Source organism: Pseudomonas sp. ARP3, from assembly GCF_001029595.1.
Lineage (GTDB): Bacteria > Pseudomonadota > Gammaproteobacteria > Pseudomonadales > Pseudomonadaceae > Aquipseudomonas > Aquipseudomonas rhodesiae.
Genome location: NZ_LEKF01000016.1, coordinates 132,160 through 145,118, shown reverse-complemented (window position 1 = coordinate 145,118; position 12,959 = coordinate 132,160). Strand labels below are relative to the sequence as shown.

Genomic DNA, 12,959 nt, shown 5'->3' with positions numbered 1-12,959 from the left:
ACCAGGCGTCGTAGCCATAGCGCAGGGTGCCCCAGCCCTGGTGTTCGGCGGTGAGACGGTTTTGGCGGTCGTACTCGTAGGCCAACGCCCAATGGCCGTCGTCGACGCTGAGGAGATTGCCCTGGCGGTCGTAGGTATATTCAACGACGCTGTCATCGGGCAGGATTTTTCGTACCAGGCGTCCGGCATGGTCGCGTTCGTAACGAGTGACGAGCTGACTGCCGTCGTCGCCGTATTCGGTCTTTTGCTGCAGGTTGCCGTTGAGGTCGTAAACGTAAGCGGTGCGCTGCCCATCAAACCCGACTTCCTGTTGGATCAGGCCGTTGGGGTGGTAGTCGAGCCGGTAGGTCTCGCCGACTTCGTTTTCAATTTCGGTGAGCAGTAATCGGGCGTTGTCATAGCGGTACTGGACCTGAGTGCCATCGGCATTCAGGCGACGGCTGATCAGGTGCAGGCCGTCGGCGTAGTCGTAACGGGTGACGTGGCCGAGTTCGTCGCGTTCGGCGGTGATTTTGCCGTAGGGGTTGTAGCTGTATTCGCGGGTGGCCCCGCCTGGCAGGGTCAGACGAGTCAGCCGACCCACAGCGTCCCACTGGTACTGGGTCAGCGCGCCATGTTCATCCTCGCGCGCCACCTCGCGGCCCAGGTCGTCGTAGCGATAGCGCCTGATGCCGCCTTTGGGCAACTGCTCCTCAACCAGTTGCCCGCGCTCATTCCACACCAAGCGATGGCAGCTGTGATCCGGGTACCAGACGCCGGTCAGTTGCCCATGTTTGTTGTAGCTGTAGTCCGTGACATGCCCATCGGGATCGATGCTACGGGTGATATCGCCCTGGTCATTGCGCTCGTATTTCCAGACCGCTTCACCCCGACGCACCACGCGTACGAACCCGTGGTCATGCTCGTACGTAGTGGGCTCATCTTCCCCAGGAAACAACGCCACTAAGCGTCCGGCTTCGTCGTACTGATAGGCCGTCACCGCGCCCAGCGGGTCTTGCTCGACTGTCAGCCGGCCTTTTTCGTCGTAGGATTTGAAGTGCTGCGCGCCATCGGGATCGATGCGTTGCACCAATCGCGCACGGTCGTCGTGGACATAGATTTCCTGGCTGCCATCGGCGTTGTGCACCGTGACGCGGCCGTCATCCCCCCAGGCATAGCGCGTGTCCATCTGCGAGAAACTGGCCCAGTGCCGCACACAGCGTGCCGCCTTGCCGGAGCGTTCCCACGCCCAGAAGAAACTCGCCCCACCGGCCAGGCCGCGCTCCACAATGACGTGCTGCTCGTCGTAGCGATACACCTCGCTCTCGCCGGCGGCATTGGTCGCTGAGACCAGTCGGCCCAGGTCGTCATAGGCGTAGGAAACGACGTTTTGCTCAGTCGTCCAGACATACGGACCACGGCCTTCGGCGCGCTGAACCTGGTAGTCCACCGCGACAATGCGCCCGCTCCCATAGCGCAGAAACAACGAGCTCCCCACCCCGTTATCCACCCGCTCGATACGTCCGAGCACATCGCGGAAAATTCGCAGGCGGTTGTCATACGCATCGCTGATCGCCGTCAGCACACCGTCGCGAAAGTGGTAGAACCGCGATGCCTGGGCCAGCACCAGCTCATCCGGCGAAGCGCCCAGATAGATCGCCGCTTCGGCCAGGCTATTGGTGATCGCCGGTCGCGCAACGGTGGGCATTGGAAAGGAAATTGAGCGATTTTCATGGTCGGTCCAGACCACCGAATCGCCTGAAACCAGCAGCCGCTGCGCCAGCCCATGGCTCCAGCCAAACCCCAGCCCAACGTCGACTTCCACCGCGCTGGTGCGATACAGGCGCGTCCACTCGAACGGCAACACCCCATCCAGAACACCGTCAGTCAGGGTCAGCAATTCCTCGCCGGTGACCATCGATACGGGGCAGCCGTTAGTGACGGTTTTATCCGCAGAAGCCGCCGCATCGCCGTTCGGGGTTTTCCCCGAAACAGGCACGTCATCCACAGGCTCCTGCCGCACCAACACCGTTCGCTGAGCCTTGCGACGAACCGCCGGCACCGCGTTCGTAACCACCTGCTCCCCAGCCTGCAACGGCGCAACCGGGACTGTCTTGATCGGCGTCGCCGCGCTGCCCAGCAGCAATGGCCTGGCCTCTGCGACATGGGGTTCCAGCCTGGGCCCCTTGAGGTGCTTGGCGAGCAACGCCAACAACGCTCGCGCCCGCGCGGATTTGATGCTGCTGAGCGTCTGAGCACCCAGGCGCAGAGCCACGCCCATGCCGGCCGTGGCCCAGATCAGCAGCAGATTGATCAGCACTTCCCCGGTCAGTTCGCCAACCAGTTCGTACATCTCGGGCGGCGGTAGCAGGCGCATCCAACTGACCATGGCCGCCAAGTAAATGAACAGCAGCGGCTCATCGCTGAGCACCAGCAACCCCTGGGCAATCGCGTCGCTGCCGAGTGCCAGCAGCGCATCGAGTTCGGCCTGGGAGATGTACGCCAAGAGCTTTTCGCTGTGGGCCTTGAGGTCCGATAGCAGCTCATACAGCTGCGTGACGTTGTCCCACAGGTTGTACAGCGCTTTGGCCAAACCACTTGAAAACGCCATGCCCTGCATGGCGCTGCGCTCAAGCGCGGTGGCGTGGGAAAAATCGTCCCAGCGGGGTTTGAAGGTCTTTGCCCATTCATCGCGCAGGTCCGTTTCCAGCCCCGCGATCACCGCCTGATAAGACGCATACAGCGCCTTGACGTGGTCCTGGGAAACGTTGGGATAAAAGGTGATCTGGTAGGCCTGGTCGCGGGTGCATTCCTTGAGTTCAAGAATGCCGCTGGGGCCGATGGTGTAATGCAGGGGCGCGCCCATCGCGCTGCCATCGGCGGCCAAGGCTTGAAGCACCACCGGCGTGTTGCCGATGGGGACGAAGCGGGTGCTTTCGAACAGGTGCACCAGGGTTAACGAGCCCTGGGCATCACACTGGGCAACAACCGCGTTGGGCTTTTTTGACGAAACCGGTTCGACCAGCGCGACGTCATCGCCGACTTTAAAGACCTGCTCCACCTGCAGTGCCGAGCCACTCCAGAAACTCTCGGCCCAGTCGTCGAAGGTGTTGAGGCAGTCGCGAAAATCACGCAGGACGCCTTCGATGTCTGGCGTCTTGGGGTCCATGGGGGCCAGGACGAAGCTGGCGATGACCGGAATCAAGAGACAGCCCTGTCGAGCAGGGCCTTCACGAAACAAACCATATGCAATCCCTCGCATTGTGTGATCAGGCGAGGGACTTTGCAGCGGTTTGCAGGGCGGGGGAGTAGAGCTTATCCGGCGGTTATGTGGGACGTTTCGACTATCTGGCACTGACCATAATCTGCATGCTCCATGCGATCTAAGTGGCGCCGATGGGCGGTGGGCCGTTGATCAAGTGTCTGGGCTGGTCGTCAGTTCCACCTAGACCCGACGCACCATCATGCGCGTAGGCCCGCAGCGTATTATGTCCAGCGGCGTGACGCTGATGGCGCTGGGCGCGGTGTGGGCGCTGGTGATATATCAAGCGCTTGGCTGGTCGGAGTTGGCGGTGCGCGCGCGCCTGCCTGTTGAACTGTCCTATACATAGGACAATCCAGGCCAGGTTTGCCGTCTAGTGCTTACGCTTCGCCGGCCTTATGGTGTACCCACTTTGGAGGTACATCATGAAAAAGTTAATCGGCATCTACACCAGTCCTCGCGGTCATTGGGTGGGGGATGGTTTTCCAGTGCGCACGCTGTTTTCCTACGACTCGCTAGGCAAACACATCAGCCCGTTCCTGCTGCTGGACCACGCCGGCCCGGCCGAATTCACGCCGACCGAACAGCGTCGCGGTGTCGGCCAGCACCCCCATCGCGGTTTTGAAACCGTAACCATCGTTTACGACGGCGAAGTCGAGCACCGTGATTCCACCGGCGCCGGCGGCACCATCGGCCCGGGCGACGTGCAATGGATGACGGCGGCCAAGGGTATCCTGCATGAGGAATTCCATTCCCCAGCCTTTGCCCGCCGTGGCGGCGCGCTGGAGATGGTGCAACTGTGGGTCAACCTGCCGGCCAAGGACAAAATGGCCGAGGCGGGCTATCAGACAATTGTCGACGCCAATATCCCGGTACTGCCCCTGGCCAACGACGCCGGACAGTTGCGCCTGATTGCCGGTGAATTCGCCGGTGCCAGCGGCCCGGCGCGCACTTTTACGCCTATTGATGTGTGGGATCTGCGCCTTAATCCGGGCAAACCGGTCACCCTGGACTTGCATGCAGGGCGTAATACCGCCCTGGTGATCCTGCGCGGCACGCTGCTGATCAATGGGCAGGAAATCGCGCGCCAAGGGCAATTGGCGCTGTTCGAACGCGATGGCCGCCAGGTGACATTGGAGTCCAACGACGACGCCAAGGTGTTGCTGCTCAGCGGCGAGCCGATTGATGAGCCCATCGTTGGGCATGGGCCGTTTGTGATGAATACCGAGCAGGAGATCCACCAAGCGTTTGCTGATTTCCAATCCGGCAAATTCGGGCGGATGTGAGCGCCCCAAATTTTGTGGTGAATAAACCGGCCTAGCGCGAGGCAAGCTCGCTCAGCACAGATGCGGTTTTTTGCGCGCTTTTTGTGGTGGGCAGGCTTGCCCTGCGCTGGGCTGCGTAGCAGCCCCATTCCATCCCGATACAATTTGTTTCCGACAATCTCATTTCATGCGATCTTCCCGTCATTCGCCCTGGAGTCGCCTGGATGCCCTCGTTTATCGCTGATCACCCGATGCTGTGCGCCTTGGCGCTGATCCTGATTGACATCGCCGTGTGGCGACTTATTTCCCCCAACCTGGACAACTGGAAGTTGGCGGCGCGGCTGCTGATTTTCGCGGTGTTCAGCGCCGTATTGTTTAACGACGGCATGAACCCCATGCAGTTGGCGCCTTATGCCGACAACACCGCGCTGCACCTGGCCGCCACGGCGTTGCAGATCGGCTGGTGGCTGTTCGCGGCGCGTACGCTCACGGTGTTGCTCGGCACCTTGATGATGCAGCGGGTCGGCCATACCGGGCGACTGTTGCAGGATTTGATGGGCGCGGTGATTTTCCTGATCGCGATCATCGCCGCCATGGCCTATGTGCTCGACCTGCCAGTCAAAGGCGTGCTCGCTACGTCCGGCGCGGTGGCGATCATTGTCGGCTTGGCGCTGCAAAGCACCTTGAGCGATGTATTTTCCGGAATCGTGCTCAACACCACCAAGCCTTACCAACTGGATGACTGGATCTCCATCGACGGCACCGAAGGCCGCGTCACCGATATCGACTGGCGCGCCACACGCCTGCAAACCTCCCAGGGCAGCATGGCGGTGATCCCCAATTCCCTGGCGGCCAAGGCTAAGATCATCAATTTTTCCCGTCCGGCGGATATGTTCGGTTTGGCCGTCAGCCTGCAAGTCAGCCCCCATGCGCGCCCGCAAACGGTGATCGAAGCGTTGGAGCGCGCCATGCAAGGCTGCCGGCCGTTGCTGGCCAAGCCGGCACCCAGCGTGGCATTCAAAACGTCCGCCAGTGGCGGGGTGGAGTACGAGATCAGCGGGTTCGTGCCGGCCATGCCACTCAAACGCGAAGTACGCAACCAACTGTATGACTTGGCATTCCGTCATCTGCAAGCGGCTGGGGTGAGTCTGTTGTCGGCCACCGAGAGCGCCACGCCGGTGGTGACCTCACGGGCACGGGCGCTGTTGGACAGTTCGACGATTTTCTCCACCTTGCGCCAGGAAGAGAAGGAAACCTTCAGCCAAAACATGACCCTGAGCACCTATCGCGCCGGCGAGATGATCCTGCCGGCGGGCGAGGTCAGCGATCATTTGTTTATCGTCGAATCCGGCGTGGTCTCGGTGATGCTCACCAAAGGCGGGCATAAGTTCGAAGCCGGGCGTATGGGCCCTGGCGAGGTAATCGGCGAGGCGGGCATCCTGTCCGACGAGGCGACCCTGGCGGATTTCACCGCCAAGACCTTCTGCACCCTGTACCGCATCGAGAAGGAATACCTGACGCCGTGCCTGGATGCGCGCCACGACATTGGCGACGCCATGAAAACCCTGCTGGATTTCCGCGTACACGCCGCCCAGGCTCTGACCCAGGAAGCCCCGGTGGTGCCAGTGAAGAAAGGCTTTTTGCAGTGGTTGCGCACGCGCGGCCTGTGATCGTCGCCAGGCATGACGCCGGCAATTTTGTGGCATGACGAGCCTTCCGCGAAGGCTCAGCCGCTTTGATAAGGAACGCATTACCCATGAATCAAACTACCCCCACAACTTACTCTTGGCCGGTGATCATCGGTGCAGCTATCGCACTGTCAGGAGCGGCCGTCACTGTCGCCACATTCTTCGGGCTTAGATTTGGCCCGGCCGATTCCTTTTATTCCCAAAAGGATCTGACAGCGCAGTACATCCCTCGGAAGGATCTGGCGGCGTCGTATCTGCCGCTTGCCAGCCTTGCCACGGATTACATAAAGAAGAGCGAGGTGGACACGCACTATTTACCCGTCGACCAAGTCAACCGGCTATACGTGCCGAAGGCCGATTATCAGCGCCTTGAGAAACAACTCGCGGATCTGAACGAGAAGGTCAGCGCCATCCCCACCCCGTTCAAGACACTCACCAAGACTATGACCCGCGCAGGTGTGTGGACCGATGAGCGCCTGGGTGTCAGCATAAAAATGGAGGGGTATTCGATCGGCTCTTACGCTGAGGTCGATTTCATGTTGGCTTTGCCGGACGCCGCCTTACACAAGGAAACCCTCGACAGTCGAGAGAATTCACCAGTCTGGACCTTTATGAAGAACAACCGCGAATTTACCCTGTCGGTTGCCAACATCGTGCCAACCACCTTCGTCATCAAGGAGGTTGGCGCGCCGCGGTAAAGGCTTTTTACTGCAGGTTCACGAACAGCCCGCCATCCAGCAGATCAAAACGCTCGGCCGGCAACTGCGCATCCGCATCATGGGTGACACCAGTGATCAAGCGATCCAATTGCTTGAGCAAGGCCGGTTGACTCGTCGCAAGTCGCTGCCGGTGGACCTGACTGTGCGTCTGGCGCCGTTTGGCGTACTGATGCGCAAAGGTGATTCCGTCAGCCGAGAACTGGGGTTATTTATCGGCTTGCTGCGGCAAAAGGCATCGATGCGCTGAATGTAATGTTGAAAAGATCGTGGTAGTACGGCGCGATATTAAATAGAATGAATCTCATTTGAGACTCACTCGCGCTGCGCAGGTTGTTTGCCATGAATGATGCTGTTGTCCCTACGCAAGCCGCTGAACTGACGCTGTCGAGCTTGTATCGCGATCATCGCAGTTGGTTGGAAAACTGGCTGCGGCGGCGCTTGGGCAATGCCTGGGATGCGGCGGACTTGAGCCAGGATACGTTCCTGCGGGTATTGGCCAGTGCCCAGCCCATTGCGCAGATGCAGGAACCGCGTGCTTATCTGGTGACGGTGGGCAAGCGTTTGCTGGTGAATTTCCATCAGCGCCGCAGCCTGGAACAGGCCTATCTGAATGCCTTGGCCACCTTGCCCGAAGCCTGCGTGCCGTCGCCAGAGCAGCGTTGGCTGCTGCTGGAAACCCTGCAAGCCCTGGATGAGTTGCTCGACGGTTTGCCGGTGCTGGTGCGCCGCGCGTTTCTTTGGAGCCAACTGGAAGGCTTGGGGTATCGCGAGATTGCCGAGCGGCTTGAGGTGTCTGAACGCACGGTCAAGCGTTACATGGCCCAGGCGTATGAGCATTGCCTGCTGGTGGACCTATGAGTCGCGACGTCGCGCGCGCGGCGGCGCAGTGGTTGGCGTTGCTGGAATCCGGCGCGGCCACCGAGCGCGATCACGCCGCGTTGCAGCGCTGGCGCGACAGCCATCCTCAGCATGAGCAGACCTGGCAAAAAGCCCAGACCTTGCGCCAGCGTTTCAACGGTTTGCCCGAGGCGCTGGCGATGGCCAGTCTGGATCGCCCGCAACCGGGGCGGCGCGCGGTGCTCAAGCGTGCGCTGGGGGTGGCGGCGCTGGTGCCGACTGCCTGGCTGATCAGCCGTCAGCTGCCGCTCGAAACCTGGCGCGCAGACCTGCATACCGCCACCGGCGAGCGCAAACACCTGTCGTTGGCCGATGGCGCCAACTTGCAGCTCAACACTGCCACAGCGGTGGACATGGACCTGGCGCAGCGGCAAATCACTCTGGTCGACGGTGAACTGGCGCTTGATGTGCCAGGCCCCTCGGCGATCACCGTAAACACGCGTTATGGCCAACTGCGGGTCGGCCAGGCCCAGGTGTGCGTTCGGCAACTGGCGGCCGGTTGCCGCGTCTCGGTGCTCAAGGGGGCGGTGCAGGTACGTGACCTGAACGGGCAATTGGCGACGTTGCAAGGCGGCCAGCAAGCGCCCTTGCAAGCCACTGGGCTCGGCGCCTGGGTGCCGTTCGACGTGCTGCAATTGGGCTGGCGCGACGGAGTACTGACCGCGCAGAACCAGGCGCTGGGGGATTTTTTGCGGGAACTGGAACGCTACCGTCCTGGCGTGCTGCGCTGGGACCCGAGCCTGGAAGCGCTGCGGGTCACCGGCAGCTTTCGGTTGGAGGACACCGATCGCATCCTCAACCTGCTGGCCTCGACGTTAGGGTTGGAGGTACATGCCCGCACCCGTTATTGGGTGACACTCACCCCAGGTCGGCGCCTCAGCTGAGAGCCGCCCCGGCTCAGTCGGTTAACGCTCGCGCAACGCCCGCTCCATGCGCTGCAAGCCTTCCTCCAACATCGCCCGCGGGCAACCGAAGTTCAGGCGCACGAATTGCTGGCTGTCGTCGCCGAACTCGATCCCCGCGCTCAAGCCGACCTTGGCCTGTTCCAGAAAGAACTGCTGCGGATCGTCCAGCCCCAATGCCGTGCAATCGAGCCAGGCCAGGAACGTGCCTTGGGGCGCATGCATCACCACGCCGGGCAATCGGGTTTGCACGGCATTGAGCAGGTAATCACGGTTGGCTTGCAGGTACTTGACCAGCGCGTCGAGCCACTCGCCGCATTGGCTGTAGGCGGCACGGGTGGCCTCCAGGCCCAGTGGGCTGACGCTGTCGACCATACCGCAGCGCGCGTTGTTGAAACGCTCGCGGATCTCGGCGTTCTGGATCACCGCAAAGCAGGTCTTCAGGCCCGCCACGTTGTAGGCCTTGCTCGCCGACATCAGGGTGATGGTGCGCTGGGCGATCTGCGGGCTGAGGCTGGCGGTGGGGATATGGCGGCGGCCATCGAAGCACAGTTCGGCATGGATTTCGTCGCTGATGATCAGCGCGCCGTTGTCCAGGCAGGCGTTGGCCACGGCCAGCAGTTCTTCGCGGGGGAATACTTTGCCGATGGGATTGTGCGGGTTGCTCAGCAGCAGCGCGCCGGCGCCGTTCAGTGCCTGATGCATGGCGGGCAGAGGTGTCAGGTATTCACCATTGATGAACTCAAACGGCACTTCGATGCGCGGCAGGTTCCAGTGCCCCGGCGCCAAGCGAATCGGCCGGTAGTTGGGGGTTTGCAGCACCACCGCTTGGCCGGGTTGCACAAAGGCATGCAGCGCCATATTGAAGCCAGGTTCGACGCCGGGCAGGAACAGCAGTTCTTCGGGCAGCACACGCCAGGCGTACTTGGCCCACAAATCGTCGACGATGGCTTGGCGCACCTGCGGGCCGGCCACGCTGTAGCCGAGGATCTGCTGGTCGAGACGCTCGCGCAGGGCTTGCAGCACCGCCGGCGGCGCGGCGATGTCCATGTCGGCGATCCACATCGGCAACACGTCTGCCGGGTAACGGCTCCACTTGGTGCTACCGGTGCCGAGGCGGGAGTGGATCGTGTCGAAATCAAAGCTCATGGGCGGCTCGTCTCAAAGGGCAGGGGGGGGCTGATTCTAACGGGATAAATGCCAGATGCCAGTAGCGGTGCTGACAGGTCCTGAATACAGGCATATTGATGGCTTCGTCCCGTGACCGACAAGTTCTGTAATAAAAACGCCACCGCGCTGGGGCTTGGATCTGAGTCGGGCTATTTTGGTGCATCTCAACAACCCGAGTAGCCATGGATGAAATACCAACCTTTGAGCCGCACATTGATTGCCACTGCCCTGGTGTTGACGGTCAGCGGCGTGCACGCAGCGTCCCAGGCCCCGGTGGCCGGGGAAAACGGCATGGTGGTCACGGCCCAGCATTTGGCCACCCACGTGGGCGTTGACGTACTTAAAGCCGGCGGCAACGCAGTGGACGCGGCGGTAGCCGTGGGCTACGCGCTGGCGGTGGTTTACCCGGCGGCAGGCAACTTGGGCGGCGGCGGTTTCATGACCGTGCAGTTGGCGGACGGCCGCAAGACCTTCCTCGATTTCCGCGAAAAAGCCCCGCTGGCCGCCACTGCGGATATGTACCTGGACAAGGACGGCAACGTCGTCGAAGGCCTCAGCGCCAAAGGCCATTTGGCGGTCGGCGTGCCCGGTACGGTATCCGGCATGGAGTTGGCACTGAGCAAATACGGAACCCTCAAGCGCGCCCAGGTGATTGCTCCGGCAATCAAGCTGGCGGAAAACGGCTTCGCCCTGGAGCAGGGCGATATCGACCTGTTGCACACCGCCACGGGCGAGTTCGAAAAAGACAAGGACATGCGCGGCATCTTCCTGCACAACGGCCAGCCGCTGCAGGTCGGCCAGAAATTGGTGCAGAAAGACCTGGCCAAAACCCTCAAGGAAATTTCCGCCAAGGGCAGTGACGGCTTCTATAAAGGCTGGGTTGCCAAGGCATTGGTGGATTCCAGCCAGGCTGGCAAGGGCATCATCACCCAGGCCGACCTGGACAAGTACAAGACCCGCGAGCTGGCGCCCATCGAATGCGACTATCGCGGCTACCATGTGGTCTCGGCGCCGCCACCCAGCTCCGGTGGCGTGGTGATCTGCCAGATCATGAACATCCTCGAAGGCTACCCGATGGCCGATCTGGGCTATCACTCGGCCCAAGGCCTGCACTACCAGATCGAAGCGATGCGTCACGCTTACGTGGACCGCAACAGCTACCTGGGCGATCCGGATTTCGTACAAAACCCTATCGACCACCTGCTGGACAAGGACTACGCAGCTAAGCTGCGCGCGGCCATCGAGCCGCAAAAGGCCGGCGACTCCCAGGCGATCAAGCCTGGCGTGGCGCCCCATGAGGGCAACAACACCACTCACTATTCCATCGTCGACAAGTGGGGCAATGCGGTATCCGTGACCTACACCCTCAACGACTGGTTCGGTGCCGGCGTGATGGCGAGCAAGACCGGGGTCATCCTCAATGACGAAATGGACGACTTCACCGTCAAGGTCGGCGTGCCGAACATGTACGGCCTGGTGCAAGGCGAAGCCAACGCCATCGCACCCGGCAAGGCGCCGCTGTCATCCATGAGCCCCACCATCGTGACCAAGGACGGCAAGGCCGTGATGGTGGTGGGCACGCCGGGCGGCAGCCGCATCATCACCGCGACGTTGCTGACGATCCTTAACGTGATCGACTACAAGATGAACATTCAGGAAGCGGTGGACGCGCCGCGTTTCCATCAGCAGTGGATGCCAGAGACCACCAACCTGGAAACCTTTGCGGTGAGTCCGGATACCCAGAAGATTCTGGAGAGCTGGGGCCATAAGTTCGCCGGGCCGCAGGACGCCAACCATCTGGCCGCGATCCTGGTAGGGGCGCCGTCGCTGGGCGGCAAACCGGTGGGCAACAACCGCTTCTACGGGGCCAATGACCCACGTCGTAATACCGGGTTGTCCTTGGGCTACTGATCCACGCCCAGCCTCTGTCGGCGCGTTCGCGGTTACAGAGGCTGGGTGAGCAGTTTTCCCACCGCCGCGAACGCCGCTTGCCGGCGTTCCTCCCAATCGCCTCCGATCACCACTTTTGACTGTCGGTGCTGTTGCAGCCAGTCCAGGCCCGCCCGGAAAAACGCTTGGCGGTCGGCCAAGTGCGGCTGGCAGCGCTGGCCGTCGGCGGTCCATTCCACATCGTCGGGCGACAGCAGCAGATGCAGGTCGTAGTGACGGGCCAGCAGCTCATCTTCAAGCCAGGCAGGACAGTCGCCGAACAGGGTCTGGCTCCATAGCCGGTTGGTCAGCAGGTGGGTGTCGAGGATCAGCAGGTCGGGCTGCTCGGCGCGGGCGGCGTCTTCCCAGGCCAGTTGGCCGCGGGCGATGGCCGGGATGTCCGTCAGGCAGGTGTCGCGTTGGTGATGATCAATGAAATACCGCACGTATTCGCCGACCATCAAGCCGCCGAACTGCGCCTGCAACTGCGCCGCCAGCCAGCTTTTACCGCTGGATTCCGGGCCGGCCAAAACCACCACTTTCATGTGCGCAACGCCGGGTCGGCGCACCACTCGCGCCAGCCTTGCACGGCAATCACAGTGAACAGCGCATAGAGTGCGGCGGTGAGGTACAAACCTTTGTAGAGGAACAGCCCGACGAAAATCACATCCACAGCGATCCACAACGGCCAGCATTGCACGCGTTTCTGCGCCATCCATACCTGCGCCACCAGGCTGAAACCGGTGAGCGCGGCGTCGAGCCAGGGTTGCGCGGCGTCGGTCCAGTGTGCCATCGCCGCACCCAACAGCAGGCTGCCGAGCGCACCCAGTGCCAGGCTGGCGCTGATGGCCGGCACGCCCAGACGGGTGACCTGGCGCCCTTGCTTGATCTCGCCGGCGCGGGTCCATTGCCACCAGCCATACACTTGCAGGGCGGCGTAGACCACTTGCAGCAGCATGTCGGAATACAGTTTCACGTCGTAGAACACCCAGGTGTAGAGCAGCACCATCACCAGGCCGATGGGCCAGCACCAGGGGTTCTGCTTGACCGTCAGCCAGACAGCGATCACCCCCAACGCGGCGGCGAACAGTTCAAGCCCGGACATGGTGGTTCCTTGGGAGAGTGGAAGAGGGCGGGGATTGTACCCA

11 protein-coding genes and 1 pseudogene are annotated in these 12,959 nt (G+C 61.7%); 8 read left to right on the top strand and 4 right to left on the bottom strand.

The window, feature by feature from the left end:
- The coding region (locus ABX75_RS18600; RefSeq protein WP_047882439.1) for a DUF6531 domain-containing protein at positions 1 to 3,184 on the bottom strand (3,184 nt) is incomplete at its 3' end.
- 259 nt (positions 3,185 to 3,443) lie between these two features.
- On the opposite strand from ABX75_RS18600, the gene ABX75_RS30060 reads away from it, so the two are divergent.
- The 7 genes and pseudogenes from ABX75_RS30060 to ABX75_RS18570 all read left to right on the top strand — a co-directional run bounded on the left by ABX75_RS30060 (position 3,444) and on the right by ABX75_RS18570 (position 8,694).
- Complete coding sequence (locus ABX75_RS30060) at positions 3,444 to 3,590, top strand: hypothetical protein (RefSeq protein ID WP_158231125.1); 147 nt, start codon at positions 3,444 to 3,446, stop codon at positions 3,588 to 3,590.
- A 76-nt stretch (positions 3,591 to 3,666) separates the two neighbouring features.
- A complete protein-coding gene (locus ABX75_RS18595) occupies positions 3,667 to 4,527 on the top strand; it encodes a pirin family protein (RefSeq protein WP_040268151.1) in 861 nt (286 codons plus the stop codon).
- 203 nt (positions 4,528 to 4,730) lie between these two features.
- Entirely contained in the window at positions 4,731 to 6,176 is a 1,446-nt protein-coding gene (locus ABX75_RS18590; RefSeq protein ID WP_034097406.1) for a mechanosensitive ion channel family protein, read from the top strand.
- 86 nt (positions 6,177 to 6,262) lie between these two features.
- Positions 6,263 to 6,892 carry a hypothetical protein gene (locus ABX75_RS18585; RefSeq protein WP_034097409.1) on the top strand — a complete coding sequence of 210 codons (630 nt, stop codon included), beginning with the start codon at positions 6,263 to 6,265 and terminating at the stop codon, positions 6,890 to 6,892.
- A 31-nt stretch (positions 6,893 to 6,923) separates the two neighbouring features.
- Positions 6,924 to 7,160: pseudogene (locus ABX75_RS30055) on the top strand (hypothetical protein); the annotation flags it as partial.
- 92 nt (positions 7,161 to 7,252) lie between these two features.
- Positions 7,253 to 7,771, top strand: coding sequence for a sigma-70 family RNA polymerase sigma factor (locus ABX75_RS18575; RefSeq protein WP_034097412.1), 519 nt, complete (start codon positions 7,253 to 7,255; stop codon positions 7,769 to 7,771).
- Positions 7,768 to 8,694 (top strand): FecR domain-containing protein, encoded by a 927-nt coding sequence (locus ABX75_RS18570; protein WP_047882438.1) that lies wholly within the window; start codon positions 7,768 to 7,770, stop codon positions 8,692 to 8,694. The genes ABX75_RS18575 and ABX75_RS18570 overlap by 4 nt, the downstream gene beginning before the upstream one ends.
- Positions 8,695 to 8,715: 21 nt before the next feature.
- Here the strand turns inward: ABX75_RS18570 and ABX75_RS18565 are convergent, their stop codons facing one another.
- Positions 8,716 to 9,861 carry a MalY/PatB family protein gene (locus ABX75_RS18565; protein ID WP_034097416.1) on the bottom strand — a complete coding sequence of 382 codons (1,146 nt, stop codon included), beginning with the start codon at positions 9,859 to 9,861 and terminating at the stop codon, positions 8,716 to 8,718.
- 207 nt (positions 9,862 to 10,068) lie between these two features.
- Between ABX75_RS18565 and ggt the strand changes: the two genes are divergently transcribed.
- Entirely contained in the window at positions 10,069 to 11,793 is a 1,725-nt protein-coding gene (gene ggt, locus ABX75_RS18560; RefSeq protein ID WP_047882437.1) for a gamma-glutamyltransferase, read from the top strand.
- A 32-nt stretch (positions 11,794 to 11,825) separates the two neighbouring features.
- Here the strand turns inward: ggt and ABX75_RS18555 are convergent, their stop codons facing one another.
- Both ABX75_RS18555 and pnuC read right to left on the bottom strand, forming a co-directional pair.
- Positions 11,826 to 12,356, bottom strand: a complete 531-nt coding sequence (locus ABX75_RS18555) for an AAA family ATPase (protein WP_047882436.1) — start codon at positions 12,354 to 12,356, stop codon at positions 11,826 to 11,828.
- The gene (gene pnuC, locus ABX75_RS18550) at positions 12,353 to 12,916 is read right to left on the bottom strand and encodes a nicotinamide riboside transporter PnuC (RefSeq protein ID WP_047882435.1); all 564 of its coding nucleotides are present in this window, start codon (positions 12,914 to 12,916) and stop codon (positions 12,353 to 12,355) included. Before pnuC ends, ABX75_RS18555 begins: the two co-directional genes overlap by 4 nt.
- Between the last annotated feature and the right edge of the window lie 43 nt (positions 12,917 to 12,959).

Bases quoted from the DNA above. Each gene is read 5' to 3' on its own strand.
- ABX75_RS30060 (WP_158231125.1), top strand. From the start codon at position 3,444: ATGCGCGTAGGCCCGCAGCGTATTATGTCCAGCGGCGTGACGCTGATG.
- ABX75_RS18595 (WP_040268151.1), top strand. From the start codon at position 3,667: ATGAAAAAGTTAATCGGCATCTACACCAGTCCTCGCGGTCATTGGGTG.
- ABX75_RS18590 (WP_034097406.1), top strand. From the start codon at position 4,731: ATGCCCTCGTTTATCGCTGATCACCCGATGCTGTGCGCCTTGGCGCTG.
- ABX75_RS18585 (WP_034097409.1), top strand. From the start codon at position 6,263: ATGAATCAAACTACCCCCACAACTTACTCTTGGCCGGTGATCATCGGT.
- ABX75_RS18575 (WP_034097412.1), top strand. From the start codon at position 7,253: ATGAATGATGCTGTTGTCCCTACGCAAGCCGCTGAACTGACGCTGTCG.
- ABX75_RS18570 (WP_047882438.1), top strand. From the start codon at position 7,768: ATGAGTCGCGACGTCGCGCGCGCGGCGGCGCAGTGGTTGGCGTTGCTG.
- ABX75_RS18565 (WP_034097416.1), bottom strand. From the start codon at position 9,861: ATGAGCTTTGATTTCGACACGATCCACTCCCGCCTCGGCACCGGTAGC.
- ggt (WP_047882437.1), top strand. From the start codon at position 10,069: ATGAAATACCAACCTTTGAGCCGCACATTGATTGCCACTGCCCTGGTG.
- ABX75_RS18555 (WP_047882436.1), bottom strand. From the start codon at position 12,356: ATGAAAGTGGTGGTTTTGGCCGGCCCGGAATCCAGCGGTAAAAGCTGG.
- pnuC (WP_047882435.1), bottom strand. From the start codon at position 12,916: ATGTCCGGGCTTGAACTGTTCGCCGCCGCGTTGGGGGTGATCGCTGTC.